Genomic DNA, 26,992 nt, shown 5'->3' on the forward strand with positions numbered 1-26,992 from the left:
TCCTAGTGCTGAGTCCAGTCGGGTTGGGTGAAGTGGGCTACGCGGGCGGCCGCATGATCCAGCCCGAGTAGTACGACCGCGCGGAACTGCCAGAGCAGCGCACCGGTGGGGGCATGGATGGTCATGCCCTCGCCGAGGCGCATCTGAAGCAGGCCAACGCTTTCCGGCACGGACGCCGCGCTGTTGCGGAGTTCGGGTTGCTTGACCGCCTCGTGCGGCGCGACCCAGTGCGGGACATCGTCGGCGGCCAGCCGGGCGAGCGGCACCAGGTGCACCGAGTGCACCTCGTCCGGGCTCGGCTTCAGCTCGGCGGTATCGGGGAGCGCCGCCACGAACGGGGTGATCGCGAAACCCGATGCCGCGGGGAAGTCGTCGAGCCGGCCGAGGAGGTCGGCGGGCGCGGCGGTCAGGCCGAGTTCCTCGTGCAGTTCGCGTACTACGGCCTGCTCCGCGGTCTCGCCCTCGTCCAGCCTGCCGCCGGGCAATCCCCACTGACCGGCATTGCGTCCACGGTAGGCCCGCCGGATGACGACCACCGACGGCGTGCCGTCGTCCTCCGCGACGACGCACAGCAGCACCGCGGCCCGGCGCAGGCCCGGTGTGTCCGGGACCTCGGTATGCGGGAATTCACGCAGCCGAGTGCGCGCCAGGCCGCGGAATTCGTCCACGGTCGCGGGTGCCAGCGGTCCGTTGGTGGAGCTCATGCCTCGATCTTGCCCCACGCGCCGGCGGCTACATCTTGGCGTATCGGGCCATGACGAAGCTGTAGAGACCGTAGGTGATGATGCCCAGACCCGCTACGACCAGCAGGATCACGCCATACGGTTGCGCGCCAAGGGTTTTCAACGCGCCGTCGAGGCCGGCGGCCTTGCCCGGCTCGGCCTTGCCGACCGCGAGGATCACCAGCAACCCGATGGCCCCGACCGCGAGCCCCTTCGCGATATACCCGGTCGTGCCCAGCCGGCGCACGAGGGCAGTGGTGTTGCCCTCGAGATCCTTGACGAACTTGCGGCTGATGCCCTTGTAGACGTGATATCCGCCGACGCCGATGATGATCAGCCCGGCCACGACCAGCGCGACCTTGCCCGCCGTGTTCTGCATCAACCGACCGGTGATCCCGGTGCTCTGCTCGCTACTCGATTTGCCCGCCCCACGGGCGAACCCGAACGCCGACACCGCGAACGAAAAATAGATCACCGCCAGCGCGAACGCCTTCACCCGGTGAAACGCCTCCGACTTCTTGCTGTCCTTCTCCGGCTTGGACGCACTCCCGAACGCCGCCTCCGCCAGCCGCCACAACCCCATCAGGACGAACGCCACCACCCCCGCCCACATGAGCACGATGCCACCCGGCTTACTCGCCAATTCCCCCAGCGCGCCGGATTGATCGGCATTGCCGCCCGACCCACCGAGCGCGATCCGGATGGCGATATACCCGACGAATAGATGCACGATCCCGGTCATCACGAACCCGGCGCGGGCAAATCGCTCGAAAATCTCGTGCTGCGCAAACCGCTCGGCGGTGGACGAGTTCCCACCCCCGCCCTGCCGGCCACGAGACCGATTCGTCCCAGTCGACAACCCACTCATCAGACGTCCTCATCTCCGTCGAACCGAACGTCCGGCAGATACCCGGCGAGCCCGGTTCGAAACACCACCCGGCCGACCAGGCCCCGGCAGCGCAGGCTCGTGGGGCGGTGTCTGTGCTGCGATCGGGCAGCGCCGGCCCGACCGGGGAATTGCGCGTAATGCGAATACTTACGGCTTATTTATGTGGTGGTTCTCACCGGTGTCGTTGATATGTGGTTACGGTAGATTAGTTGACGAATACTTGTATTCAGTGGGAGCTCGGGCTTTCCAATCCGGCAGGGAGACAACCTGTGCCGGATGCGTTCGGTGGAATCCGTTTATTGGGCGTTCGGCTGCGGACGGACGACGTGATCGATCGCGCGGCCTGGCGCACAGGAGTATTCATGGCAACCATTACTCGGGGCTTTCGGGCCGATCGGAACGACATCGCCCGTAATGGTGGGTCCCCGGCGGCGGGGCCGGTGTATGTCAATCTCACCGACAAGGCGTTCTTGCGGCTGCATCACGGGTACGGGATGCCGGTTGTCACGCAGACGCTGACGGTGCTCGGTCGCAGACCGGGCGACGATCAGCTGAACGAGATGTACGCGCTGTTGAAATCCGGCCCGTTGGCGCGGCGGGTGCACCGCTCGATGGTCCCGTTCGCTCGCGCGCGGTGGGTGCCAGCCGCCGACGCGCTTCCGCTGTATGTCGCGCCCGCGCCGATCGATGCGGCCGACGCGTTGACCTGGGCGAACGAGCAGGCACAGTATCGGCTCGATCCCGATGCGGGCTTCGGATGGCGATTGTCCGCGGTAGCAACACATTCCGGTGGCATGGTCGTCTGCTTGACCAAGTCGCACGCGGTCGCCGACGGTCACGCGGGGTTGATGGCCGAGGCCGGTCTGGTCGATCCGGAACTCGCCACGAACGCCGGCCTCGATGCACAGGTCGGCGCGTGGGAGGAACTCTCCGACGGCTATCACCGCGGCATCGCTATTGCGCGCCAAGCGTTTACGGAAATGCGACGAGCCGCCCGCGACCCATTGCATCGCGCTGCCGTGCGCACAGCATTGTTCTCCCGCGCACCGGAACCCGCGCCCGACCCCAAAGGTTGGCACGAGCAGTCGGCGATCGTCACCTTCGATGCGGCGCAATGGAAATCGGCGGCCGAGCGTGACGGCGGCACGACCAACACGCTGTACCTCGCACTGACCGCCGACCTCCTGCGCCGCTGCCCCCTCATCGACAACATCCCGCCGGTACTGACACCCGCCGTCCGTGTCCTCCGCGAACGCGATCAACCGGATTCGAACTCCTTCACCAGGGTGCCGATCGTGGTGCAGCGCGACTGGCTGGACAGCCACGACCTCGTCTCCCTGCGCGCGGTCAGCAAGGCGGCCTTCGCGGCGGTGGCTGCGGTCGGCTCCGGCGTCCTCTCCCAGCCGCGCCAGATGCCGCCCGATCTACTCGACGTGCTGCCCGACGGCGTGGTGCACCGGCTCCTGGAAACGGTCCCGATCACCGTCGGAATGTGTTCCAACATGGGCGTTCTGGACTCGTTCATCGCCCCGCAGCTCGCCGGATTCGAGCCGTCGCTGCATATGAAGCGCGCCGTGGTGCAGGGCATCGACGTCCCACGCACGGCCAGGCAGCCGGTCGCGCTGGCGACCTGGCTGTCGGAGTCCGACGGCAGAATCCACTGGGCTCTGGAGAGCCTCAAGCCCGAGATGGCGCACACCGCAGCGGAACTCGCCGACCTCGCGAAGAAAGTCGCCAGATCCTGGGGCCTGCACCCGCTGCACATCTACACCGGGGACACGATCCCTACTGGAACAGCTTGAGCAGGTTCACGATCAGCCGATCGAGCCCATAGGCGAACGGCGCGGCCACCCACAGCCAGGCGAAGATCAGCAGCGGAATGCGCCGCGGCGGAGCCGGTTCGGCGCTGTCGAGTTCGGTCATGCCGGATTTCCCTCCGTGACGACGGCTTCCGCCGGAACCTTCCGGTGATACTTCGAGTTGACCGGCCGGATCAGCTCGTTGGCGACGAAACCGAGGCACAGCAACGTGATCATGATGGCGAACGACGCCCCGTACAGTTCGGGCCCGGTCTTCCCGTGCCGCGCACCGGAATCCGCGATGGCATTGACGATCAACGGTCCCGCGACACCCGCCGCCGACCACGCGGTGAGCAGCCGGCCGTGGATCGCCCCCACCTGGTAGGTCCCGAACAAATCCTTGAGATACGCCGGAACCGTGGCGAATCCACCGCCGTAGAACGACAGGATCACCATCGCGCCGAGGATGAACAGCGGCTTGCTGGTCTGCCCGACCGACCACACCATGGCATAGGCGAGCGCGCCGACGCCCAGGTAGATCCGGTACATGTGCTTGCGGCCGATCACATCCGACAGCGACGACCAGCCGATTCGCCCGGCCATGTTCGCCGCGGACAGCACCGCGACGAAGCCCGCCGCCGCGGCCGCCGTCACCGGCGTCGAGGTCTGCTTGAAGAAGTCGATCACCATCGGCGCTGCCTTCTCCAGGATGCCGATGCCCGCGGTCACGTTGAAGCACAACACAATCCACAGCAGCCAGAACTGCGGCGTGCGGATCGCGTCATTGGCGGCGACGTCGTGTTCGCTGATCAGCTTCGCGGTATTCGCCTTCGGCACCCAGCCCGCAGGCCGCCAACCGGGCGGCGGCACCCGCACGAGCAGCACGCCGACCGACATGAACACCGCGTAGACCAACCCCATGACCAGGAAGGTCTCGGCGATGCCGACGTGGTCCTTGCCGAAGGTGGTGAGCAACTGGGTCGTCCACGGCGAGGCGATCAACGCGCCACCGCCGAAGCCCATGATCGCGAAACCCGTGGCCATGCCCGGCCGGTCGGGGAACCAGCGGATCAGCGTGGACACGGGGGAGATGTACCCGATGCCGAGCCCGATCCCGCCGACGAACCCGTAGCCGAACACGATGAGCCAGTAGGCATTCGCGTACGCGCCGATCGCCGAGATCAGCAGGCCCGAGGAGAAACACACCAGCGAGACGGTCATCGCCCAGCGCGGTCCGCGGCGCTCGACCAGCGTCCCGCCGAAGGCGGCGGACAGCCCGAGCATGACGATGGCGATCTGGAAGGGCAGCGCGCTGCCGGTCCCCGAGATGTCCATCGCCTTTTCCAGCGGCGGCTTGAACACGCTCCACGCGTAGGCCTGCCCGATGGCGAGATGAATGGACAGCGCGGCGGGCGGAACCAGCCAGCGGCTCCAGCCCGGCGGCGCGATCACGCGGGAATATCCGGTGGTACCGGCATTGGTAACTGCGGTCATGCGGCGCTCTCCACTCTCGCTGTGTGGCGATCATAGGGCGCACGACCCGGTTCTGTGGCAACAACTTTCACTCGCCGCTGCCGCACCGGCATCGGTGCTCAACAATCCGTCCGCTACCAGCGGAAACCGCGCCCGTCCGCAGTGCAGGCGAGCCGGGCGCGGTCCGCTCAGCGGATCAGGCGCCGGCGGTCACCGGGTAGTGATCGGACAGGTTGGTGTAGGTGTAGTCCTTGCCCTGGCTGGTCACCGTCCAGGCCGGACAGGTCTCCTTGATGACCCGGTTCTGCCAGCTCGCGGGCTTGGCGTGCCCCTTGCGGTGCAGGACGTAGTCGAGATCCTCGCGCGGGTCGTTCGGGTAGCGGAAGTTGGCGATCGAGTTCTCCTTGGTGTCGAAGGAGAACGGGTGCCCGGTGCGGGCGGTCGCGGGTTCGAGGCGGGCGTCGGCCAGCATCGAACCGTATTCGGCACTGTGCGAGTCGACATTCAGGTCGCCGGCCAGCAGCACCTGTTCGTTCGCCGGGATGCGCTTCGCGGTCAGGAACGCGTCGATCTCTTTGAACTGCAACGACCGATCGCGCGCCGCCTCACCGGCGCTGCAGCCCGGATCGGTGGACTGGCTGTGCGTGCCGACCACGTGCACCTTGCTGCCGTTGACCGAGAGGACCGCGTAGGCGATCCCCTTGTTGGACCACCAGTCCGCGCCGCACGCGTCGGCGAAGATGAACTGCTCCTTGCGGATGATCGGCCACTTGCTGAGGATGGTGACCCCGCCGTCCTCCGGAGTCAGCGCGCTGTACTTGCCGCCGGTGGCGTCCCAGCCGTCCTTCGAGCGGCCGACGACCGGCGTCTGATTCGGGTACTCCGCTGCGGCTTTCGCCTTCAGCGCGTCCGAGGCCTCGTTGTCGAACATCTCTTGCAGCACGACGACATCGTTGCCCTTGAAGAAGTCGGTCTTCGCGATTTCGGCGGCCCGATGGTCCTGTCCCCAGTTGGGATACAGGTTCTTGCTCATCAGGAAAGTGTTGTAGGTCAGCACTTTCAGCTCGGGGGTCGAGGCGGGTGCTGCGGAGGCCTGCGGGGCACTCACCATGAGGGTGGTGGCGAGTGCGGCGATGATGCTGAGCCGGGTGGGCTTCGGTAGCGGCATTGCACTTCCTCGAATCTCATAGATTCCGGATCGGACAGAAGTGATGAGACCAGGCGTCGGTGACGCGTTCATGACGTCGCGATGCACTGAGCGGCACAATAAGTTTGACTGAATTTCTTGTGCGTGGAACTGGGGAATATCAGCGTTGACGAACGTGGGTATAAGCCGGTAATGCTCAAACAATTTCTTTCGAATGGCGGCCGCTCAGGTAATCGCCGACGGTGACTCCGTCGAAGCGCCTGCGTTGCCGTGCTTTCCGCCGCTGCCGGGAAAGATTCCGCTGCAATCCTGATCGCCGAGCCCCTGGCGCAAGCCGGTGGCGGGATGCTTCGATCAGGGGATGACGGACAACATCGAGTCTTCGCGTACCGTGACCGCGAGCCGGGACATCGCGGCAGGCACGGAACAGGTCTTCGAACTGATCGCCGATCCGGCCCGGCAGCCGCTCTGGGACGGCAACGAGAATCTGGCGAAAGCCGCGGCGGAGCAACGGGTTCGCGCGGTCGGCGACGTGTTCGTCATGACGCTGACCACCGGCGCCGACCGGGACAACCATGTGGTCGAGTTCGAAGAGGGCCGGCGCATCGCCTGGCGGCCGTCCGAGCCGGGGCAGCAGCCGCCCGGACACCTGTGGCGCTGGGAGGTCGAGCCCATCGACGACACGCACAGCCGGGTCACCCACACCTACGACTGGACGCAGCTGACCGACGAGAAGCGCCTCGTCCGGGCCCGCGCCACCACGCCGGAGAAGCTGCAGGCATCGCTGGACCGGCTGGCCGAACTCGCCGAACGTCAGTGAATCCGGCTGCGTGACGTCTCGGGTCCACGCGGTCTGTCGGTGGTCCGGTCTACCGTGATCGGTGTTGTCAGCGCCTGTTCGGCCAGTAGAGGAGACCCATCATGACAGTGCTGTCGGACCGACCGAACACCGCTTTGCTGGTGATCGACGTGCAGAACGGCGTCGTGGGCGAGGCGTATCAGCGTGACGCGGTCGTCGCCACCATCGGCGCCCTGGTCGACAAGGCGCGCGACCAGGGTGTTCCGGTCGTCTGGATTCAGCACAACTCCGAGGAGCTGGTGCGGGGGAGCGAAGGCTGGGACTATGTTCCGGAGCTGATCCGCCTGGAATCGGAACCGTTGGTGCAGAAGATGTTCGGCGACTCCTTCGAGGACACCGACCTCGAGGAGGTGCTGGCGAAAGCGGGCATCGGACGGTTGGTCGTCACCGGGGCCGAGACCGACGCCTGCATCAGGTCCACGATTCACGGCGCGTTCGCCCGCGGCTACGACGTCACGCTCGTCGGTGACGCGCACACCACCTTCGACAAGAGCGAATGGGGTGCGCCGCCGCCGGAGCAGGTCATCGCACACACCAACCTCTACTGGCGGTTCCAGACCGCGCCCGGCCGCACCGCCGGCGTCGAGCAGGCCGCGGACGTGGCGTTCAGCGGCTGACTTCGACTATCGGACGCCGGCGAGCGCGGCCTGCGCCACCTCGGTGACGGCCCGCTCGGCCCGGTTCGCGGCGCCGGGGTGGGTGTAATAGTCGACCCAGAACACGTCGGCGCCGCGGCGCATCACCATCGAACCGTGGGCGGTCCCGCCCGGACCCTCGTCGCTGTAGACGGCGCAGGCTTTGTCGCCGAGCCCGCTGGCGCCGTGGTACGGACCGGCCGACGCGCTGCCCGCGCACGCCGAGGTCTGGGCGTCGTCCGCCAGATCCGCTCCGGATTTCCAGCCGATCTGGCCGTAGCGGAGCAGCCGCACATGCAGGTAGCCATAGGTGTCGGAGCCGACCGGGCGGCCGTCCGCGGTGCTGTAGTCGCACGCCGCATCCGAGCCCGAGGAGTAGCTCGCCTTGGTATCCGGCACGCCGGACGGCACCAGCCGCTCGAACATCGCCGGACCGATGGCCGCGCACAGATCGGGCGGCGCGGCGGCGGCCGGGTGGGATTGCTCGGATTTGCTCTGAAGTTTCAGGTAGACGGCGAACCCGGCGACGACGAGCACCATGATTGCCAGCGGCAGCAGGCAACCCCATGGGCGGCGTGGTGTGAACGATGGCATATATCCGAACCTAGTAGGTCGATGCCGTGGTAGTCGGGTGGGCCGACGGTGAAGTCGGCGAGAGCCTGCCGTGCCGTACTTGGAGCAAATCGCCTCGGCCAGCTTTATGTGCCATGAAATAGCTGGTGTGCCAAAGGAATTCGTCACTCGCACGATCGCGACAATCCAGCGCCGTGACCCCGGTTGCGGATATCCTCTGACCATGGGTACCTCGGTGGCAGACCCGCATCCGCCCGTGGCCGTGTTCCGAGGACTGGCGGACGGGGGGACCGTCCCGAAGCTGAACTCGCGCATCCGATCGGAAGCACAGCGGACCGCGCTGACGCTGGCACGAGTGCCGACACATGCCGGTCCGGGCGAGCGCACCGCCGCACTCCAGCACGCCGCGACCGCGGCCGGTGAGCTGGTCAACGCGCTGTCGGCAGAGGCGGGGCCGATCATCGGTGAGGAGCTACCCGCGGAGTCGGTGAGCCAGTCGTTCTTCCGGGTCCGCGAGGTGGATCTGTCCGATCAACAGGCCGCGCTGCACGGACTCCTGGTCGTCTACCGCGGTGTGCGGGATCTCTGTCGAGCCCCGCTGTCCGGCGCTGATCTGGCGGTGGAGGTCGCGGGCATGCGACAGGCCGCGCTCGACCTCACCGGCGCCACCGAATCCGACCCGCCATCCGGCGAGACCCTGCCCAGTTCGGCAGCGGTGGAAGAGCTTTCGCAAGAGCGAGAGTGGACCGCGCGCTGGCTCGTCGGGCACCAGGTCCACGTCCTGTTCAACATCTGCGCGGCCGTCGCGGTGACCGATGCCGCGCAACACCTACGCGACGGCGCGACCGAGACCGCATTGACCCGGCTCGACCACGCGACCACCTATGTGCGTGGCTTCCCCGCCGCGATGACCCACGCCAGCACCATTCCGGTGGAGTACTACATGGCCTCGGTCCGCCCGACCATGCAGCCGCCGGAGGTGTCGATTCCGTTGAGCGGCCGACAACACCGCGGCTACAAGACCTTTCGCGGCGCGATGAAGGATCTGCTCGGCGTGCTGCCGGACACCTTCGCCGAATTGCACGCCCGCGACCCGGAACTCGCCGAGGCCAGGGACGCGCTGCTCGAAGCCGACCTGGTGGACAGCGAACGCCATGTCACGCTGGCTTATTCGATGGTCCGGTTGCGCCGCTCCATCGCACAGCTACCCACCGGCCCCGACAATGCCGTCGGCGAACTCCGCCTGATGCGCCACCGCCGGGCGGCCCAGTACGCCCCGTTGATCCGCTTCGGCGACCACTACCTCGCCGAGGCCATCTCGACCCGCCGGCACCGCTGATCGACCGAGAGTGATTCGCCGCCTTTATTTTTCCGATCCAGGAGAGCGCGTTGTCGTACGAGATCGCCGAGACCACCGTCGACCTGGAGTTGAACTCGGCCGACACGACCGAGATCGATGAGCTGGCGCGCGCACTCTGTGCGGGTCCGCGGGATCAGGTGGACGATCCCGAATGGGTCGCTCGCGCACGGCGTTCCTGGGATGCGTTGCCGCGTCCGCTGCGTCGCGGCGTGCGCGAATTCCGGCGGCACTCCGGTGTACGCGGCACGCTGACGATCAAAGGCCTCCCGGTCGACGAGGCGAGGCTGCCCGCGACGCCCTCGACGCCGGATTCGGTGCAGCGCGTCGCGACCGTTTCCGCGGCCGTGCTCACCATGCTGGCCTGCGGGCTCGGTGATCCCGCCGCGTACCTGGCGGAGAAGTCGGGCGCGCTCGTCCAGGATGTCGTGCCGGTGCGAGGCAAGGAGACCTTCTCCGGCAACGCCGGTTCGGTGCTGCTCACCTTTCACAACGAGAACGCCTTTCACCAGCACGAACCGGACTACGTGCTGCTGCTGTGCCTGCGCGCCGACCACGATCAGGTGGCCGGCCTGCGCACCGCCTGCCTGCGCGAAGTGCTGCCGCTGCTGACCGCCGCGAGCCGCGAAGCGTTGTTCGCGCCGGAATTCATCACCGCCCCGCCGCCGTCGTTTTCCTCCGACGGCGAGGCCCGTGCGCCGAAACCCCTGCTGTCCGGGTCGGTCGAAGACCCGGACATCCGAATGGCCACCATCGCCACCACACCGCTGACCGCACGCGCCGAAGCGGCGCTGACCGAATTCGGCCAGGCCTGCAACACGGTCGCGCACATCACCAGACTCGCCCCGGGCGACCTGGTCATCGTGGACAATCGGGTCACCGTCCACGGCCGTACGGCGTTCACTCCCCGCTACGACGGCGCGGACCGCTGGGTGCAACGCACGTTCGCCATCGCCGACCTGCGCCGTTCCCGCGACCACCGACCGGAAGACGGCTACATCATCGCCCGATGATCGCCGGTGAGCAGTGACCCGACGTCCGCACCACCGAGGAGTCGCACGATGGCACAACCCAAGAGCCCGACCGACGACCGCGCGTCCACCCCGGACCCGACGGCGCCCGACGTGCTCGACCCGGCCCCGGGCAACGGAGACCTGCGCCGGGAGCTGCTGTTGATGAAGGCCTTCCAGAGCCGGATCGCCGGTCCGGTGCTGCGGCGCTTCGCCGACCCGCAGCAGATCCTGGAAACGGGGATGGGCTTCTGGCCGTCCCGGGTCGTGCTCACGGCGGTCGAGCTGGGCGTGTTCACCGAACTGGCGGTGCGTCCGCTGTCGCAGCAGGAATTGCTGGACCGGCTGAACTGGCATCCACGCGCCGCGGGCCCATTCCTCAACGCGCTCGTCGACATGAGTCTGCTGCGGCGCGATCGTGCTGGGCGCTACACGAATTCCCGCCAGGCCGCCCTCTTCTTGGACCGGGCCAAACCCAGCTATATCGGCGGGTTGATGGAGCTGTCCAGCACTCGCCTCTACGATCTGTGGTCCGGTCTGGGGGATCTGCTGCGCACCGGCAATCCCGGAGCCGAAGAGGAACAGGGCGAGAGCGAATTCTTTTCCACCCTCTACGGCGATCAGACCGCATTGCGGAAATTCCTGGCCGGCATGACCGGGATCTCGACCGGCGAGGCCATGCTGATCGCCGCGCGCTTTCCGTGGAAGCGGTTCCGGACGTTCCTGGATGTCGGTGCGGCACAGGGCGCACTGCCGGTGCGGGTCGCGCTCACCCATTCGCACATCAGCGGGGTCAGTTACGACCTGCCCGCCGTGCAGCCGATCTTCGAGGAATACGTCGAGTCGTTCGGACTCGGTGACCGCATCCGGTTCACCTCCGGCGACATGTTCGCCGGTCCGCTGCCCAGCGCGGACGTGATCAGCTTCGGCCACGTGCTGCACGGCTACAGCGAGACCGTGCGGCGTGAACTGATCGCCAAGGCCTACGCGGCGGTGCCGCCCGGCGGCGCACTGCTCGTCTACGACGCCATGACCGATCCCGGGCGCAAGCAGAACCTCATCAGTTCGCTGTCCAGCCTGAACATCATGTTGGAGATGCGTGAGGGTTTCGAAGCCACGACGACCCAATGCGCGGACTGGTTCCGCGAGGCGGGCTTCGTGAACATCAAGAAGCGGCACCTGATCGGGCCCACATCGATGGTGTACGGGCGCAAGCCGGGCAGCCTGAGTCGGTCGAACGACGGATACTGACAAGGGATTTCGGCACCTACCGTTGGCCATACCACGATGGCTGACCCTAGGAACCGCATGTCCGGACTGATCGCTCCCGCGAAGGTCGGCGTCGTGCTCACCACAGCGGCGCCGATCACCACGGTCGCCGCGGCAGTGCACATGGCCGCCACCAAGAACCCGTCGTTCGCCGAGCGCAGGCTCAAGTACTACAAGACGCCGGGGATCGGCGAATTCTGGTCGGTGCGCGCGCTGCATCCCGGCGAGGCGCGCAGGCTCGTCACCGAGCACGAACCCGCGATGGCGATGCTGGTCGACGCGGGCGGCGGCCTGCATATCCAGACGCTGTTCTACACCGCGGGCAAAGGCACTCTGGTGTCGTTTCTGGCGATCAATTACGACGTGAACGGCTTTCTCCAGATCGCCAGCGCATTCTGGTGGGCCGACGCGCTGGCCAAGCGGACCGCCGAATTCCTCGCGGAGTCGGATGTGTCCAGCGAGCTGGAGACAAAGAAAATGCGGAGCCGATAGTTCTTACGAGATGTCTTCGTCGGGTGCGTTACCGGCCGCCCAGATGCCGCGGACATGCCCGATGTGCTTGCGCAGGAATCGCTCCAGCTCCTCGTCGCGCTGCGTCTCGATCAAGTCGATGATCGTGTGGTGCTCCTGCGCCGACTTGTCCAGCTCGCCGCGCTCGACGAGCGCGGCGAGACCGAACAGGCGGGTTTGGGCGCGCAGGTCGCCGACGATCTGCGACAGCCGCGGGTTGTGGCAGTAGTCCAGCAGCATCAGGTGGAATTGCCGGTCGGCGTCGACGTATTCGACGAGATCGCCGCGCTTGGCCGCGTCCACGATCTTGTCGGCCTGCGTGCGCAGGCCCGGGATGTCCGCCGTGGGGATCTCGCCGACGATCGCCCGGACGCTCGGCGGTTCCAGCAGCATCCGGATCTTGGCGATCGAATCGAGGTCGGCGTCGGAGATCTCGGTGACCCGGAAACCCTTGTTCGGCACCGACACCACCAGGCCCTGCTTGACCAGATCCAGCATCGCCTCGCGCACCGGGGTGGGGGAGACCCCGAAGCGCTCCGACAGCCACGGGGCCGAGTAGAGCACTCCGGGTTCGAGCTCACCGGAGATGATCGCGGCTCGCAGCGCGTCGGACACGTGATCGCGCAGCGTGGGCCGCTTGGGTATATCCAGCCGTTCGATCATCAATGCGCTCCGGGTTTCTCCTGTGTGCGAGCACCGCTGGTATCAGGTTAGTGAACGGTCGGCATCGTTCAGCTTCGAGTGCCGGTAGCTGAACGCGACGTATACCGCGAGGCCGATCAGCAGCCAGACCACGAACCGCAGCCAGGTGACCCAGGTAAGGTGGCTGATCAGCCAGAGCGAGAAGACGATTCCGATCAGCGGCACCACCGGCACCCACGGGGTGCGGAACGCGCGCTCGACCTCCGGGCGGGTCCGGCGCAGCCGCATGACGCCGAGCGCCACCACGATGAACGCCATCAGAATGCCGACATTGGTGAGCTCGGCGGCCTCGCGGATCGGCAGGAAGCCGGCGATCAGCGCGGACACGATGCCGACCGGCCAGATCACCCGGGACGGCACCTTGCGGACCGGGCTGGACTTGGCGAAGTAGGCCGGCAGCAGGCCGTCCCTGCTCATCGCGAAGCCGACCCTGGTCACGGCGAGCATATTGGCGAACGCCGAGGTGGTGACGCCGACGACGGCGCCGACCGCGATGATCAGGCCGAGCACGCCCATGCCCACCGAGTCGAACGCGCTGGAGAACGGCGCGGAGACGTTGATGTCGGTGTAGTTGACCATCCCGACGATCACCAGGCAGACCAGCAGATAGACCAGCGACGCGATGCCGAGGCTGATCATGATCGCCTTCGGCATCAGCCGCTTGCCGTCCTTGGATTCCTCCGCGGCGGCGCTCATCGCGTCGTAGCCGTAGACCGCGAAGAAGGCCAGGGCCGCACCGGATACCGCGCCGCCGACGCCGAACGGGAAGAACGGCTGATAGTTACCGGCCTTGATGTGGAATGCGCCCGCCACCACCACGATTGCGACGATCACCAGCTTCAGCGCGACGAGACCGGTTTGCACCCGGGCGGATTCGCGGGTGCCGCGGGAGAGCAGGAAGGCCAGCAGCAGGCACAGCAGCACCGCGAACAGGTCGACCTTGTGCCCGGATCCGGTGCCCGGCGCGCCGAGCGCCCAAGTGGGCAGGTCGAATCCGATGTAGTGGGTGATGTAGTTCAGGTACCCGGACACCGCGATCGCGACGACCGACACGATGGCCGTGTACTCCAGCAACAGATCCCAGCCGATCATGAAGCCGATGATCTCGCCGAGCGCGACATACGAGTAGGTGTACGCGGACCCGGCGCGCGGAACCATGCCCGCGAACTCGGCATAGCAGAGCCCCGCCGCGCCGGAGGCGATGATCGCGATGGCGAACGAGACCAGCACCGCCGGACCGGCGACCTCGTTGGCCACCACCCCGGCCAGCGAGAACACCCCCGCCCCGACCAGCCCGCCGAGACTCAGCGCGACTAGCTGCCACAGCCCCATGCTCTTCGTGAAATCGCCGGTGTCGGCGACGATTACCGGCATTCGCCGCATGACCCCGCGCTTGCTGAGCGGTGGACGCGCGGGCCTGGTGACGACAGTCTTCATCAGATTTTCAGCGCGGACAGCCCTCATTGATGAGGGGAAGCGCTGTCCTCCATTCGGTGTCGGTGGTGGCAGTTAGGTTGTGGCGCATGGATGAGGTGGTGCGGTACAGCTTTCGTTTGTGGCCGGGCCGTACTGCGGAATCGGCATTGCTGGCCGAGTGGGGTCGGTGCCGGTTTGTCTGGAATGAGGCTGTCCATCAGCAGAATTCGCGCAAAGCGCCGACGCCCTTTGGCCTGCTGAGCAGGCAGCTCACCGGGGCCCGCGCGCGGAATACGTGGCTGCGGGATGGGTCTCAGGTCGCTCAACAACAGACGCTGCGGACGTACGTGCAGGCAGTGACGCAGTCGCGCACTGTCAAGGGCCGGGGACTGCCGGTGTTCAAGACCCGCAAGAGGGCTCGTGTGTCGCTGGAGTACACCAGGCGGGGATTCAGCATCCGAAACGGACGACTGGTTCTGGCAAAGGGAGTGATTGTTCCTGTGGTGTGGTCGCGAGAGTTGCCCTCGGAACCTACTAGTGTGCGTGTGACCCGGGATTCGGTCGGGCATTGGTACGCGTCGTTTGTCGTGCGCCGTAGCGCCGAACTTCCGGCCGCCGCCGAAGGCCTTATCGGCGTCGATTGGGGTGTGCGCGTCACGGCCACGACCACTTGCTCGAAGTTCGATCTGCCGTATCGCGGGCATCGGGCACGCTGCGCGGCCGAGTTGGCTCGGATACAACGCAAGATGGCTCGCCGCCGCAGCAAGCAGGGTCCGCAGTCGCGCGGATACCAACAAGCAGCGCGCCAGGCGGCCAGGTTGCACATCAAGGCCGCCCGTCAGAGTCAGCATGATGTGCGGACATGGGTGAAAGCCGTTGTCGATCATCATGAGCTGATCGCAGTAGAGGATTTCAAGCCGAGGTTTCTGGCGAAGTCCACGATGGCGCGCAAGGCCGCTGACGCGGCGATCGGTGCGGCGAAGCGGGAGTTGATCGAGCGTGGTGTGCGGGCTGGCCGGAGGGTGGTGTTGGTTCAGCCCGCCTATACGAGCATGACGTGTTCGAGTTGCTTCGCGAGAGCCAAGCAGCGACTCGAACTCGGGGAGCGAACCTTCCGGTGCCAGGGCTGCGGATTTTCGGAGAGCCGGGACCGTAACGCCGCCAGGGTGATTCTGGCTGTGGCAGAGCGCGGCCACATACGTGTTGAGGATGTCAGACAATCGGATCACCTCCTTCGGGTGGTTGGTTCGGTTGCGGTCTGAGCGTGAAATCCCCTGCCTTCCATGCAGGAGAAGCGTTAATGACTGGCCTTTCAGGTGGTGGTGCTGGTCAGAATCGGAAGCCCTCGGGGAAAGGGTCGGTGGGGTCGAGTAGATAGTTGGCGGTGCCGGTGACCCAGGCGCGGCCGGTGATGGCGGGGACGATGGCGGGGCGGTCGCCGACGGTGGCGGTGTCGATGGCGCGGGCGTAGAAGGTGGTGCCGATGAACGAATCGCTTTGCAGGACTTGGTCGTCGGTGAGGAGGCCGCGGGCGTGCTGGCGGGCGAGCAGGGCGGAGGTGCCGGTGCCGCAGGGGGAGCGGTCGAACCAGCCGGGGTGGGCGACCAAGGCGTTGCGGGTGTGGGTCGGCTCGGATGCGGGGTCGAGGAACAGGACGTGCTTGCAGCCGGCGATGCGTTCGTCTTCGAGATGGACCGGGCGACGAGACTCGTTGATGGCCGCCATGATTCGCAGTCCGGCGTCGAGGATGCGGTCCTTGTGCGCGCGTTCGTAGGGCAGGCCGAGCTTGCCGAGGTCGACGATGGCGTAGAAGTTGCCGCCGTAGGACATGTCGTAACGCACTGTGCCCAGGCCGGATACCTCGACTTCGTTGTCCAGGCTGTCGCAATAGGCGGGTACGTTGCGCAGGGTGACCGAATCCGCGTGGCCGTCGGTCACCGCGACCGAGGCGACGACGCGGCCGGCGGGGGTGTCGAGGCGGATGTCGGTGACCGGTTCGGTGACCGGCACCATGCCCGCCTCGACCAAGGCGGTCGCGACGCCGATGGTGCCGTGTCCGCACATCGGCAGCAGGCCGCTGACCTCGATGAACAGGACGCCGTAGTGGCCGTCGCCGGTGGTGGCCGGTTGCAGGATCGCGCCGCTCATCGACGCGTGGCCGCGCGGTTCGTCGACCAGCAGGGTGCGCAAGCCGTCGAGGTGCTCGATGAAGTGCATGCGCTTGGCGGCCATGGTGTCGCCGGGGACCGTGCCGATCCCGCCGGTGATCACCCGGGTCGGCATGCCTTCGGTGTGGGTGTCGATCGCGGAAATGATTCTGTTGCTGCGCATCAGGACTGTCCTTCGTCTAGTTCGGCGAGTTCGCGGAGGCGCACGGGGGCGGCGAGCGGTCGCCAGGCGGGACCGGCCGCGGCGAGACCTGTTGTGGGAGTTGCGCTGTCGGCGTACGGCCGGTCACGCAATGCCTCGATGTTCGCCGCGCACATTCGGCCCTGGCACGGGCCGAGTCCGGCGCGGGTGGCGAGTTTGGCGGAGCGGTAGCTCTCGCCCGCGGCGCGGGACCAGGCGGCGGTCAGCTCGCCGCAGGTGGTGCCCTCGCAGCGGCAGATGACGGTGTCGGGGCGCGACCAGGTCAGTACGCCGGAGCGGATGGGGTGCGCGGTCGCGAGACGGGTCACGAATTGCTCGGCGGTGCGGTGGCGTGTCCGTAGCGCGCGATCCGAGGCGGCGCCCGCCGCGGCCAGACCGGCAACGGTTCCCTCGATGACGGAGACCTGAGCGCCGCCGATGCCGGTGATTTCTCCTGCGGCCCAAACGCATTCGACGCTTGTCTGCTGGTTGCCGTCGACCTGGACGAAGCCGTCCGGGGTCAGCTTCGCGCCGGCGGCGACCGCGAGCTCGTGCTGCGGGGTGAAGCCATGGGAGACTGCGACCGCGTCTACCGGCACCGTGATATGGCTGCCAGGGATCGGCGTCCAGCTCTCGTCGAGTCGAGCGACGGTGGCTTCTTCCACCCGGCCGTCACCTGAGACTGCGACCACTGCGCGCGAGGTGCGGAGCGGAATCCGATGCCGCACACCGCAGGCCAGATATTCGATCAGCTCAGCGGCCTTGGCCGCACTGTGTCGCAGTTCCCACGGTCGCGCCGCCCACTGCTTGGCGATCCGGCGACCGGGGTTGGCTTCGAGCACAGCCTGCACTCGGGCACCGTTGTCCGCCAACGATTGTGCGACCGGTAGGAGGAATGGGCCGGTACCAGAAAGCAATACGGACTTGCCGACCAAGAGCCGCTGGGTCTTCGCGAGAGTCTGCGCGGCACCGGCGGTGTAGACGCCCGGCAGATCCCAACCGGGGAACGGGCACACCCGGTCGTAGGCACCGGTGGCGAGAACCAGTGCGTCACCTTGCACTACCCGATGCGCTCGCCGGTCGCCCTCTACACCGATCAGCAAACGTACTGCGGGACAACCACCTTCGAGGTGACGCTCGATCTGATAGACGGACGCCCAGGACAGGTATTCGCAACGCGGGTGCTCGATCAGCAGCCGTGCGCGGCGGGCGGCCGCGGCATACCCGTGCCCGATAGCGAGCGGCTGACGGACGCCGTACGCGGCCGGGATGCGCCGGTTGTACTGACCACCGAGGGCTTCGTTCGAGTCGATCAGGGTCACCGTCGCGCCGTGCCGCAGCGCGGATTCGGCGGCCGCAGTGCCCGCCGGACCCCCACCGACCACCACTACATGCCGGCTCATTGTGCCGCCGAACGGTTTTGAGTGGTGACCCGGTCGCCATCTTGAGCCGGTCGACGGCACAGCCGAACATCCGGAATCCCATTGACGGTGGCGACACAGTCGAAACACACACCGATGCCACAGAACACACCACGCGAACCACCGTCAGGCCCGGTTCGCCAGTGCGACCGACCATCGGCCAACAGCACCGTCGCAAGCGTCTGACCATGCACACCAGCAACCGACGTGCCATCGACAGTCACCGCCAGCGGCCGATCCCTCCGCCCAACCGAATCAACATCCGCCCCAATCGAACGCGCGCTCACACGATCCCCCCGTCCCGGCCGAACGTCGCACCCGGTCGGACATCCGCCATCGACCGAGGGGCGCTTTCAGTCGGTCTGGCGGGCTGAAGGTGCCCTTCGGTCGGATGAGGGTCGGCGGGTTCGGTCATCGGGATGCCTTCTGGGTCGGTTCGGTGCGGCTAGGGATTACGGCGGGGCGATCGATGGCGAAGGCCGCGATGTCGACCTCGGCCGGTTGCCCGGCCAGTGCGGACGAGATCAGCTGGGCGGTACCGACCGACAGGCCGATGCCCGCACCCTCGTGCCCGGTCGCGTGCCAGAGGCCAGGCAGCCGTGGATCGGGGCCGATCACCGGAAGGTGGTCGTCGACGTACGGACGGAAGCCGCCGTACGCCCGCATGATCGCGACGTCGGCGAGGATCGGGTAGAGCCGCAACGCCTTTCGGGCGATGGCGGCCAGGCTGTCCGGCTGGATCCGATCGTCGAAGCCGCACTGACGGCGGGACGAGCCGAGCAGCAGCGGGCCGCCCCTGGTCGATTCGACCACCGCCGACGATTGCAATGCGGCGTCCGAGCTGCCTACCGCGCCGACGTAATCCGCGTCGTAGACCTTGTGGAACACGGTCGGCGGCATGGGTGCGGTGATGAGTACGTCGCCACGGCGGGGCTTGATCGCGATCGGTGCGCCGAGTAGTCCGGACACGATGCCCGACCACGGGCCCGCCGCATTGATCACGATGTCGGCATGCCGTTGTCCGCGAGTGGTTTCCACCCCGACCAACCGGCCGTCCTGGATCAGCGGCGCGGTGACCTCGCAGCGAGTCTCGACGATCGCGCCTGCCGCGACGGCGGATCCGAGCAAAGCCGTTGCGGCACCGGCGGGTTGGACCTGCGCGTCTTCGGGGTAATACACCGCCGCGCACACATCGCGGGTAAGCGCGGGCTCGGCCGCGGCCAGCTGATCCCCGTCGAGATGTTCGCACCGCACTCCGGCTTCGCGCTGTCCGTCGGCGAACGCGCCCAGTGCGGCAGCGCCCGCTTCGGTGGTGGCAACGACTATGCCGCCCTTGGGTTCCCATTCGATGCCGGCCGCGTCGTCGGGCAGTCGCTCGGCGATCCGCTCGAGCACGGCGGGCCACAGTCGCCGGGACAACTGGGCCAGCGCCAACTCGGGCCCGGGTCCCTTATCCGAGACGAGCACATTGCCTTCGCCGTGCGCCGTGGTGCCGGAGGCGACCCCGCCCCGCTCGCAGACCCGGACCGAGGCGCCGTCCAGGCTGAGCCGGTCCGCGAGCGCACATCCGATCATGCCGCCGCCGATGATCAGGACGTCTGATCCCCGCAGGGGCGCGGCTCCGGTCATCGTGCGCGGGCCCCGTTCACCGAGCGCGGCACGGAAAGCGGGTTGTCCGTGCGCAGTTCGAGCGGCAGCAGATCCTCCGGCACCGACTGATAGGTCACCGGACGCAGGAAACGGGAGATCGCCGCAGTGCCGACGGAGGTCGCGGTCGGAGCCGTCGTCGCCGGGTAGGGGCCGCCGTGCTGCTGCGCGTAGGTCACCGAGAGCCCGGTCGGCCAGCTGTTCCACAGCACCCGCCCGGCCGTGTCCACCGCGGCGGCGATCAACGCGCGTGCGGTGTCGTCGACTTGATCGCCGAAGAGGGAGACCGTCAACTGACCGCCCACCGAACGAGCCAGCTCGAGCAGCTCGTCGGTGTTCCGATAGCTGACCAGAAGTGTTGCCGGGCCGAACATCTCGTGCAGCAATGCCTCGGGATCGGACAACACCGTGCGCGCCGTGGTGGCGAGGAGCAGCGCCTCGCCAGGTCCGCCGCCCGCGAGCAGTTCCACGTTCGAATGCGCGCGAACCTGCTCGACAGCACGGGCGAACCCGGCGGCGATCTCCGCGTTGAGCGGGTCGCCGGTGGGCACCGGACGGTCCCTGATCAGCTGAGCCAACTCACTGAAAACCGTTGCCTCCTCCGGGATTGCGACCAGGCCCGGCTTGGTGCACAGCTGACCCGCGCTGGCGCTGACCGCCGTCAGCAGACCCGAAGCGATCTCCGCTGCCCGGGTCCGGGCAGCGTCGCGGGTGACGAATACCGGGTTGATGGAACCGAGTTCGCCATAGAAGGGGATCGGCACCGGCCGACCGGCCGCCAGGTCGTACAGCGCCCGCCCACCCGCGGTCGACCCGGTGAACGCCGCGGCGGCGACGGCGGGATGGGTGAGCACCTGCACACCAGCGTCGCGACCGAATACGAGACCGAAAGTGCCACTCGGAGAACCACATTCGGCGAGTGCCGCGTCGATCAGCCGCCCGACCGCGCGGGACAGCGCGGGGTGCCCGGGACTGGCCTTGACGATCACCGGGCAACCCGCCGCCAGCGCGGACGCGGTATCGCCGCCGGCGACCGAGAACGCGAACGGAAAGTTGCTCGCCGCGAAATTCACCACCGGACCGAGCGCGATATTCATCCGCCGCAGATCCGGCCGCGGCGCGCCCATCGGCCAGTCCGCGTCCGCGGTGTCGATGCGCACGTCGAGGAAATCGCCGTCGAGCACGGTCTGCGCGAACAACCGCAGCTGAAAACTGGTGCGCTTCAGCTCACCGGCCAGTCGCGGCTCTGGCAGGTGCGTCTCCCGCATGGCCAGCGGGATCAGCTCCGCGGCCTGCGCGTCCAGCCGATCGGCGATGCCGCGCAGCACCCGGGACCGATCGGGCAGACCCATCGCCGCCCAGGGCGCCGCCGCCGTGGCGGCCGCGGCGGCAATGCCGTCGACCTCCTCGGCGGTCGTGTCGCGAACGGATTCGATCGTGCTCATCGCCAACTCCTCGTCTTTCGTGTGCACCGAGCTACAGACTGCCTACCGGTAACCCTTGGCGAGCAGGTCACGGGTGTCCTCGGTGAGTTTCGCGATCAGCTCCGGCGCGAGCGGAACCCGCGGCGGACGGCATTTGCCGCCGTTGCGGCCGGCCAGGTCCATGGACAGCTTGATCGCGTGCACGAACTGCGGCTTCGAGTCCCAGCGCAGCAGCTTGTGCAGCTCGCGGTAGAGCGGAAGTGCCTTGTCCAGATCCCGGTTGACCGCGGCGTTGTACAGCTCGACGGTGGCCCGGGGGATCGCGTTCGGGTATCCGGCCACCCAGCCGACCGCGCCGGCGATGCCGAGTTCCAGGAGCACGTCGTCCGAGCCGACGAGCACGTCGAGTTCGGGGGCGAGCTCCTTGATCTCGTAGAAGCGCCGCACGTCGCCGGTGAACTCCTTGACCGCGACGATCAGGCCCTCGCCGTGCAGTTCGGCCAGGATGTCCGGGGTCAGGTCGATGCGGGTGTCGAACGGGTTGTTGTAGGCCACGATCGGCAGGCCGACCTCGGCCACGGTGCGGTAGTGGTCGAGGACCGAGTCCCGCCCGCCGCGATAGGTGTTCGGCGGCAGCAGCATCACGGCCTGGGCGCCGGCCTCGGCGGCCTGCGCGGCCCACTTGCGCGCCTGCAACGCGCCGTACGCGGCGACGCCGGGCATCACGGTGAAGCCGTCCGGCGCGGCCTCGATGGCGGTGCGCACCACCCTGGCCCGCTCCTCGTCGTCGAGGGTCTGGTATTCGCCGAGCGACCCGTTCGGGCTCACTCCGTGGCAGCCGTTGGCGGCCAGCCACTGCACGTGCTGGGCGTAGGCGTCGTAGTCGACCGAGTAGTCCTCAGCGAACGGCAGGGTCGTCGCGACCAGGATCCCGTGCCAGGGCTTGGTCGCGGCTGAGGTGATCGGTTCGGACATGTGAAGCCTCCATCTGCGCGATTGTCCGGATCAACGGTCGATCCAGATGTCATGTGACGTGTGACATTGCACAAGATAGCTAAGTGACGGTGGTCACGCAAGATGGGGAAAGTGACTGGGGACACGCGAGTTCTACGATCCCGGAAACGCGGAAACGCCCCGCCCCGACAACAGCGCTCACCGTCCGCTCGCGCGGGGATGGCATTGCGGCTGTTCGACTTTCGATCAGCGCGCGCTGTGTCGGGGCTGGGCGTTATTCGGCTGGGTAGATCAGCGGACCGGGGTGACCGCGATCGGCGGGATGGCATCCACACAGGACGTCGGTCCGGTGTTGCCGGTCCGGATGAAGCGGGCCACCAGGTCGGTGATGCAGCCGCTGGGCTCCAGGTCGGGGACATGGCCGGTGTTGGGCACGGACAGGAAGGTCGCGTTCGGGAAGCCGGCGGCGACCCGCTTGCCGTTCGCGTCCGGAGTGATGGCATCGAGGTCGCCGGACATGACCAGCACCGGGACGTTCGGCAGCGCGGAGGCCGGGCGGCCGGGGTAGGCATCGGTGACGGCGGGCCACTGGATGCACGCGTCACCGCCGTCGCGCATACCGGCGCTGAATCCCTCGGCGCTGAACGCGCCGACGCCGTCGGATCCGGCCGCGGCGAGTCCGTCCCGGTACTGCTGCACCCGCTCGTTCAGCGGCGACTGACGCTTCCAGATGTTCGGGTAGTCGTTGCAGGCGACGGTGATGAACAGGTCGATGTTCTCGGCGGTCGGCTCACTGCCCGCCTGCTCGGCCCACTGCCGCAGCCCGGTGTCGTCGCCGTTGGCGGCGCTGTGCAGGGCGGCGGGCAGCGCGCCCATCAGGGTCGGTTGCGTCGGGTCGGCGCCCACGCTGGTGCTGGCCACCTCGAAGGCGAGGGTGGCGAACTTGCTTTCGCTGAGCTGCAACGGATTCCGCCCGGCGATGGCGAGCGGCTGGGCGGCCAGGCGCTGCGTCACCGTGCGCAGGTCGGCGACGGCGGTCGCGCCGTCACAGGCCCGGCTGCGATCGCAGATCCGTTGCAGGGCAAGCGATACCGCTTCGGCGTTGGGGCGCGACAGCAGGTCGAACTCGGGCGGGTAGGCGCCGGAGAGCACCATCGACTGCACGGTGTCGGGGTGGCGCTCGGCGTAGATCGGCATCAGGTAGGTGCCGTAGGAGATGCCGTAGAGCACCAGCTTGGGGATGCCGAGCCGGGCGCGGATCGCGTCGAAGTCGTCGGCGGTGGCGGCCGAGGTGTAGCCGGCCGCGCGCGGGCCGAGCTGTTCGGCGCAGCGGGCCACCGTCTGCTGCTGGTATTCGCGGGTGCCGATCTCGTATCCGGCCTCGTCCGCGCCGCAATCCAACGGGCTGGACAGGCCGGTGCCGCGCGGATCGACGAGGAGCAGATCATGATCGTCGAGCAACTGCGCGGACAGCTGAGTGGCCTGCGCGGCGTGGTCGATCAGCGGGACGCCGGGCCCACCCGGGTTCGGGGCGATCGTGCCCGCGGCGGGCGCATCCAGGTTGCTGCGCCGGACGAGCGCGTAACTCACTGCGACGGTGCCCAATTCGGGCTTTTCCGAGACAAGCGGCCGGGACTGCACGCCGCACTCGACCTGATGACCCGGCACCGTCGGGCACCAGTCGGGGCCGGCCGGCTTGCTGTCCCCGCACGCCGTGATCAGCGTGGTGGCGGCGAGTGCGGCGACCAAGCCTGCGACTGCCCGCATTCCGTTGCGCATACTCGAAATCCCTTCCCTTGAAGCAACTCCCGCATTCGGCGGGGTGTTGAGGAGAATCCTGCGCGGTAGAAGTCAAGGGTCGGCGAGGACAACGACAGAATCACGTAAGAATCCACGGCACGTGACAGCGGTCACGAAGTGGACCGCCGATGCCGGCGAACTCGCTACTCACCAGCAACAATGGCAGCGTGAGCACACCGAACTCGTCCGCCCCCGCCGCCTCGGTGCTCGTCGTCGAGGACGACCCGCACGTGCGCAGCACCCTCGATCAACTGCTGCGCTTCGAGGGCTACACCGTTCACCTGGCCGCGGACGGACAGCAGGCCTTGGAGATGCTGGCCGAGATCGAGCCGGATATGGCGGTGGTCGACGTGGTCATGCCGCGCATGGACGGGCTGTCGCTGTGCCGGCTGCTGCGCCGCCGCGGGGACCGGCTGCCGATCCTGGTGCTCACCGCGCGCCATCAGATCGGCGATCGGGTCGCCGGGCTGGACGCGGGCGCCGACGACTACCTGCCCAAACCGTTCGCCACCGACGAGCTGCTCGCCCGGCTGCGCGCGCTGCTGCGGCGCAGCGCGCTGGACGAGGACACCGAGGTGCTGTCCGTCGCGGATCTGACGCTGAACCCGGCGACCCGCGAGGTGCATCGCGGGGACCGGGCCATCGAACTCACCAAGACCGAGTTCGACGTGCTCGAGCTGCTGCTGCGCAACGCGCGAATCGTGTTGTCCCGCAGCCGGATCTATGAACACATCTGGGGCTACGACTTCGACACCGATTCGCGCTCGCTCGATGTGTACATCGGCTATCTGCGTCGGAAGACCGAGCAGGAGGGCGAATCCCGGCTGATCCACACCGTCCGCAATGTCGGCTACGCCGTGCGTCCCGCCTGATGTTGCGCGCCCGGATCACCCTCGTCGTCATCGTGGCCGTGGTGGCCGCGATCGTGGTCACGCTCGCCACCTCGTATCGCGGGGTCAGCGAGCTGGTCGGTAATCAGATCGACCGCAGCCTCAACGACCGGGTCGACGCCGTCATCGCCGTGCTGCCCGCGGTGCTGCCCGAGCGGTCCGACACCATCGAGCAGTTGCTGTCGGCCGACGGGAGCGCGCGCCCGCTGCTGCCGGGCCACATGTCGCTCCCGGTCTCCGACGCGGATCACCGGGTGGCCCGAACCGGTAGCGGCACAGCCGAATACAACATCGACCTGGACGGCGAACCGTACGGGATCCTGACCAAGCCGCGCCCCGGCGGCGGTGCGGTGATGGTGGCGCAGCGCTACCACGAGTCCGAACGGATCGACAACGAATTCCTTTGGCGCACCGGCGGTATCACCGTGATCGCGGTGGCGCTGTCGGCGCTGCTGAGCTGGCTGGCGATCGGGCGCATCCTGCGACCGGTGCGCCGCCTGCTCGCCGCGACCGAGCAGATCAGCACCACGCAGGACCTGTCGGTGCCGTTGCCGCCCACCGGTCGCGACGAAATCGGCAGGCTCACCGGCAGTTTCGACACGATGCTGACCGCGCTGCGCCGTTCTCGCGCGCAGCAGCACCGGCTCGTCCAGGACGCCAGTCACGAGTTGCGCACCCCGCTGACCTCGATTCGCGGCAGCGCCGAACTGTTGCAGCGGGCCCGCGGCCGGCTCGGCGCCGAGGACGAGACCAAGGTGCTCAACACCCTCGTGCAGGAGTCCGCCGCGCTCGACGATCTGGTCGCCGAACTCGTCGAACTCGCTACCGATCAGCACACCGCCGAGGAACCCGTCGAACTGGATCTGTCGACGGTGGCCGAAGACTGCGCGCAGCGCTTCCGTCACCGCAGCGGTCGCATCATCACCGTCACCGCGGACGATCCCGCACCCGTGCTGGCCCGGCCGCGCGCCCTGGCCCGATGTGTGGACAACCTGATCAGCAACGCGATCAAGTTCAGCCCGCCGGACACCCCGGTCGACGTGCACATTCATCGCACCGAGCTGACCGTCCGCGACCAAGGGCCCGGCATCGCCGCGGACGACACCACCGCCATCTTCGATCGGTTCTATCGCGCCGCGAACACCCAGGGCACACCGGGTTCCGGGCTCGGGCTCGCCATCGTCGCGGACATCATCACCGCACACGACGGCACGGTGTTCGCCGAGCACGGACCCGGCGCGCGCATCGGTTTCCGGCTCCCGCCGCGGGAACCGGTGGACGGGCGTCGCCGCCGCTAGCTCGCCTTGGTGCCGACGCCGCCGTAGATCACCAGGCGGGTGGCGGGCAGGTCGTCGTCGAGCCATTCCTGCGCGGGCACCACGCCCGGATCGATCAGGTCGAAGCCGTCGAAGAACGCCTCGACCTGGTCGTGCGCTCGGTAGATGACCTGGGAGGGGCTCTTGTCGGTGTCGTCCTGGGACTGGGTGATGAAGTCCGGGTGGGTGTCGTTGGAGCCGTGTGTGATCGCGAGGTAGCTGCCCGGCGCCATCAGGTCGCGGAACTTCGCGACGATCCCGTACGGGTCTTCGTCGTCCATCACGTAGTGCAGCACGCCGATGATCAGCACGGCGACCGGCTCGTCGAAGTCGATCAGGGCGCCGGTCTTCAACCGGTCGATGATGTCCTCGGGCTGGCGGATGTCGGCTTTCAATGCCGTCACGCCGGGCGAATGTGCCAGCAGCGCATCGCAATGCGCGTGCACGATCGGGTCGTTGTCGATGTAGACCACGCGTGCTTCCGGGTGGATCTTGCGCGCGACCTCGTGCACATTCGGCGAGGTCGGGATGCCCGAACCCAGATCGACGAACTGCCGCACGCCCGCGTCGGCGGCCATCTCGATCGCCTTCACCAGGAATTTTCGGATGAACCAGGCCAGGGTTTTGGTGTCGGGTGCGATGGCCAGCATCCGATGCGCAACCTCGCGGTCGACGTCGTAGTTGTCTTTGCCGCCGAGCATGTAGTCATAGATCCGGGCAGAGCTCGGCACGTTCGGGTTGAGTCCTGGCGCTCGGTCTACGTCCGACAAGGTGTCCTCCCGATCCTCGACCACAATCGTAGCGATCTTCCCGGCTGGATGGTGTGCTAT

Annotated in this window: 26 protein-coding genes; 10 read left to right on the forward strand and 16 right to left on the reverse strand. The window is 67.6% G+C overall.

Annotation, left to right across the window (positions count from 1 at the left end):
- Window positions 1–2: 2 nt before the first annotated feature.
- Together F3087_RS16550 and F3087_RS16555 are read right to left on the reverse strand one after the other, a co-directional pair.
- Entirely contained in the window at window positions 3–704 is a 702-nt protein-coding gene (locus F3087_RS16550) for an NUDIX hydrolase (RefSeq protein ID WP_150402766.1), read from the reverse strand.
- Between the two features lie 28 nt (window positions 705–732).
- Entirely contained in the window at window positions 733–1,590 is an 858-nt protein-coding gene (locus F3087_RS16555; protein ID WP_150402767.1) for a DUF1206 domain-containing protein, read from the reverse strand.
- Window positions 1,591–1,973: 383 nt separating this feature from the next.
- On the opposite strand from F3087_RS16555, the gene F3087_RS16560 reads away from it, so the two are divergent.
- Complete coding sequence (locus F3087_RS16560; protein WP_150402768.1) at window positions 1,974–3,413, forward strand: hypothetical protein; 1,440 nt, start codon at window positions 1,974–1,976, stop codon at window positions 3,411–3,413.
- Here F3087_RS16560 and F3087_RS45955 read toward each other — a convergent pair.
- The 3 genes from F3087_RS45955 to sph form a co-directional block, all read right to left on the reverse strand.
- Entirely contained in the window at window positions 3,397–3,534 is a 138-nt protein-coding gene (locus F3087_RS45955; protein WP_191093981.1) for an MFS transporter small subunit, read from the reverse strand. The genes F3087_RS16560 and F3087_RS45955 overlap by 17 nt on opposite strands.
- A complete protein-coding gene (locus tag F3087_RS16565) occupies window positions 3,531–4,904 on the reverse strand; it encodes an L-lactate MFS transporter (RefSeq protein WP_150402769.1) in 1,374 nt (457 codons plus the stop codon). Before F3087_RS16565 ends, F3087_RS45955 begins: the two co-directional genes overlap by 4 nt.
- A 175-nt stretch (window positions 4,905–5,079) precedes the next feature.
- Entirely contained in the window at window positions 5,080–6,051 is a 972-nt protein-coding gene (gene sph / locus F3087_RS16570; RefSeq protein WP_150402770.1) for a sphingomyelin phosphodiesterase, read from the reverse strand.
- A gap of 340 nt (window positions 6,052–6,391) precedes the next feature.
- Here sph and F3087_RS16575 point away from each other — a divergent pair, with 340 nt between their 5' ends.
- Window positions 6,392–6,850, forward strand: a complete 459-nt coding sequence (locus tag F3087_RS16575) for an SRPBCC family protein (RefSeq protein WP_150402771.1) — start codon at window positions 6,392–6,394, stop codon at window positions 6,848–6,850.
- 101 nt (window positions 6,851–6,951) lie between these two features.
- Window positions 6,952–7,506 carry a cysteine hydrolase family protein gene (locus F3087_RS16580; protein ID WP_150402772.1) on the forward strand — a complete coding sequence of 185 codons (555 nt, stop codon included), beginning with the start codon at window positions 6,952–6,954 and terminating at the stop codon, window positions 7,504–7,506.
- Between the two features lie 6 nt (window positions 7,507–7,512).
- Here the strand turns inward: F3087_RS16580 and F3087_RS16585 are convergent, their stop codons facing one another.
- A complete protein-coding gene (locus tag F3087_RS16585; protein ID WP_150402773.1) occupies window positions 7,513–8,118 on the reverse strand; it encodes a hypothetical protein in 606 nt (201 codons plus the stop codon).
- Between the two features lie 202 nt (window positions 8,119–8,320).
- Here F3087_RS16585 and F3087_RS16590 point away from each other — a divergent pair, with 202 nt between their 5' ends.
- Genes F3087_RS16590 through F3087_RS16605 form a run of 4 tightly spaced genes read left to right on the forward strand, consistent with a single transcriptional unit; the run spans window position 8,321 to window position 12,225 of the window.
- The gene (locus tag F3087_RS16590) at window positions 8,321–9,436 is read left to right on the forward strand and encodes a hypothetical protein (protein ID WP_150402774.1); all 1,116 of its coding nucleotides are present in this window, start codon (window positions 8,321–8,323) and stop codon (window positions 9,434–9,436) included.
- Window positions 9,437–9,486: 50 nt separating this feature from the next.
- Window positions 9,487–10,467 (forward strand): TauD/TfdA family dioxygenase, encoded by a 981-nt coding sequence (locus F3087_RS16595; protein ID WP_150402775.1) that lies wholly within the window; start codon window positions 9,487–9,489, stop codon window positions 10,465–10,467.
- A gap of 48 nt (window positions 10,468–10,515) precedes the next feature.
- Complete coding sequence (locus F3087_RS16600; RefSeq protein ID WP_150402776.1) at window positions 10,516–11,715, forward strand: methyltransferase; 1,200 nt, start codon at window positions 10,516–10,518, stop codon at window positions 11,713–11,715.
- Between the two features lie 57 nt (window positions 11,716–11,772).
- Window positions 11,773–12,225: a hypothetical protein gene (locus tag F3087_RS16605; RefSeq protein ID WP_150402777.1), complete on the forward strand. Its 453-nt coding sequence runs from the start codon at window positions 11,773–11,775 to the stop codon at window positions 12,223–12,225.
- Between the two features lie 3 nt (window positions 12,226–12,228).
- Here F3087_RS16605 and F3087_RS16610 read toward each other — a convergent pair whose 3' ends face one another.
- Both F3087_RS16610 and F3087_RS16615 read right to left on the reverse strand, forming a co-directional pair.
- On the reverse strand, window positions 12,229–12,906 hold the full coding sequence (locus tag F3087_RS16610) for a GntR family transcriptional regulator (protein WP_150402778.1): 678 nt from the start codon (window positions 12,904–12,906) through the stop codon (window positions 12,229–12,231).
- A 42-nt stretch (window positions 12,907–12,948) separates the two neighbouring features.
- Window positions 12,949–14,382 (reverse strand): amino acid permease, encoded by a 1,434-nt coding sequence (locus F3087_RS16615; RefSeq protein ID WP_150402779.1) that lies wholly within the window; start codon window positions 14,380–14,382, stop codon window positions 12,949–12,951.
- Between the two features lie 86 nt (window positions 14,383–14,468).
- On the opposite strand from F3087_RS16615, the gene F3087_RS16620 reads away from it, so the two are divergent.
- On the forward strand, window positions 14,469–15,623 hold the full coding sequence (locus F3087_RS16620; protein ID WP_150402780.1) for an RNA-guided endonuclease InsQ/TnpB family protein: 1,155 nt from the start codon (window positions 14,469–14,471) through the stop codon (window positions 15,621–15,623).
- A 67-nt stretch (window positions 15,624–15,690) separates the two neighbouring features.
- On the opposite strand, the gene F3087_RS16625 is transcribed toward F3087_RS16620, so the two are convergent.
- The 7 genes from F3087_RS16625 to F3087_RS16655 all read right to left on the reverse strand — a co-directional run bounded on the left by F3087_RS16625 (window position 15,691) and on the right by F3087_RS16655 (window position 23,935).
- Window positions 15,691–16,692, reverse strand: a complete 1,002-nt coding sequence (locus F3087_RS16625) for a proline racemase family protein (RefSeq protein ID WP_150402781.1) — start codon at window positions 16,690–16,692, stop codon at window positions 15,691–15,693.
- Window positions 16,692–18,113, reverse strand: a complete 1,422-nt coding sequence (locus tag F3087_RS16630; protein WP_150402782.1) for an FAD-dependent oxidoreductase — start codon at window positions 18,111–18,113, stop codon at window positions 16,692–16,694. The genes F3087_RS16625 and F3087_RS16630 overlap by 1 nt, the downstream gene beginning before the upstream one ends.
- Window positions 18,110–18,418, reverse strand: coding sequence for a (2Fe-2S)-binding protein (locus F3087_RS16635; RefSeq protein ID WP_150402783.1), 309 nt, complete (start codon window positions 18,416–18,418; stop codon window positions 18,110–18,112). Before F3087_RS16635 ends, F3087_RS16630 begins: the two co-directional genes overlap by 4 nt.
- Before the next feature lie 124 nt (window positions 18,419–18,542).
- Window positions 18,543–19,760: an NAD(P)/FAD-dependent oxidoreductase gene (locus tag F3087_RS16640; RefSeq protein WP_150402784.1), complete on the reverse strand. Its 1,218-nt coding sequence runs from the start codon at window positions 19,758–19,760 to the stop codon at window positions 18,543–18,545.
- The gene (locus tag F3087_RS16645; RefSeq protein WP_150402785.1) at window positions 19,757–21,223 is read right to left on the reverse strand and encodes an aldehyde dehydrogenase (NADP(+)); all 1,467 of its coding nucleotides are present in this window, start codon (window positions 21,221–21,223) and stop codon (window positions 19,757–19,759) included. The genes F3087_RS16640 and F3087_RS16645 overlap by 4 nt, the downstream gene beginning before the upstream one ends.
- A gap of 42 nt (window positions 21,224–21,265) precedes the next feature.
- Window positions 21,266–22,177, reverse strand: coding sequence for a dihydrodipicolinate synthase family protein (locus tag F3087_RS16650; RefSeq protein ID WP_150402786.1), 912 nt, complete (start codon window positions 22,175–22,177; stop codon window positions 21,266–21,268).
- A 270-nt stretch (window positions 22,178–22,447) separates the two neighbouring features.
- Window positions 22,448–23,935: an alpha/beta fold hydrolase gene (locus tag F3087_RS16655; protein WP_150402787.1), complete on the reverse strand. Its 1,488-nt coding sequence runs from the start codon at window positions 23,933–23,935 to the stop codon at window positions 22,448–22,450.
- A 188-nt stretch (window positions 23,936–24,123) separates the two neighbouring features.
- Here F3087_RS16655 and F3087_RS16660 point away from each other — a divergent pair, with 188 nt between their 5' ends.
- The gene (locus tag F3087_RS16660; RefSeq protein WP_223885105.1) at window positions 24,124–24,828 is read left to right on the forward strand and encodes a response regulator transcription factor; all 705 of its coding nucleotides are present in this window, start codon (window positions 24,124–24,126) and stop codon (window positions 24,826–24,828) included.
- Entirely contained in the window at window positions 24,828–26,144 is a 1,317-nt protein-coding gene (locus tag F3087_RS16665; RefSeq protein WP_150402789.1) for a HAMP domain-containing sensor histidine kinase, read from the forward strand. The genes F3087_RS16660 and F3087_RS16665 overlap by 1 nt, the downstream gene beginning before the upstream one ends.
- Here the strand turns inward: F3087_RS16665 and F3087_RS16670 are convergent.
- The gene (locus tag F3087_RS16670) at window positions 26,141–26,932 is read right to left on the reverse strand and encodes an SAM-dependent methyltransferase (protein ID WP_223885106.1); all 792 of its coding nucleotides are present in this window, start codon (window positions 26,930–26,932) and stop codon (window positions 26,141–26,143) included. The genes F3087_RS16665 and F3087_RS16670 overlap by 4 nt on opposite strands.
- Window positions 26,933–26,992: the final 60 nt, after the last annotated feature.

The organism is Nocardia colli, assembly GCF_008704205.1.
Taxonomy (GTDB): domain Bacteria; phylum Actinomycetota; class Actinomycetes; order Mycobacteriales; family Mycobacteriaceae; genus Nocardia; species Nocardia colli.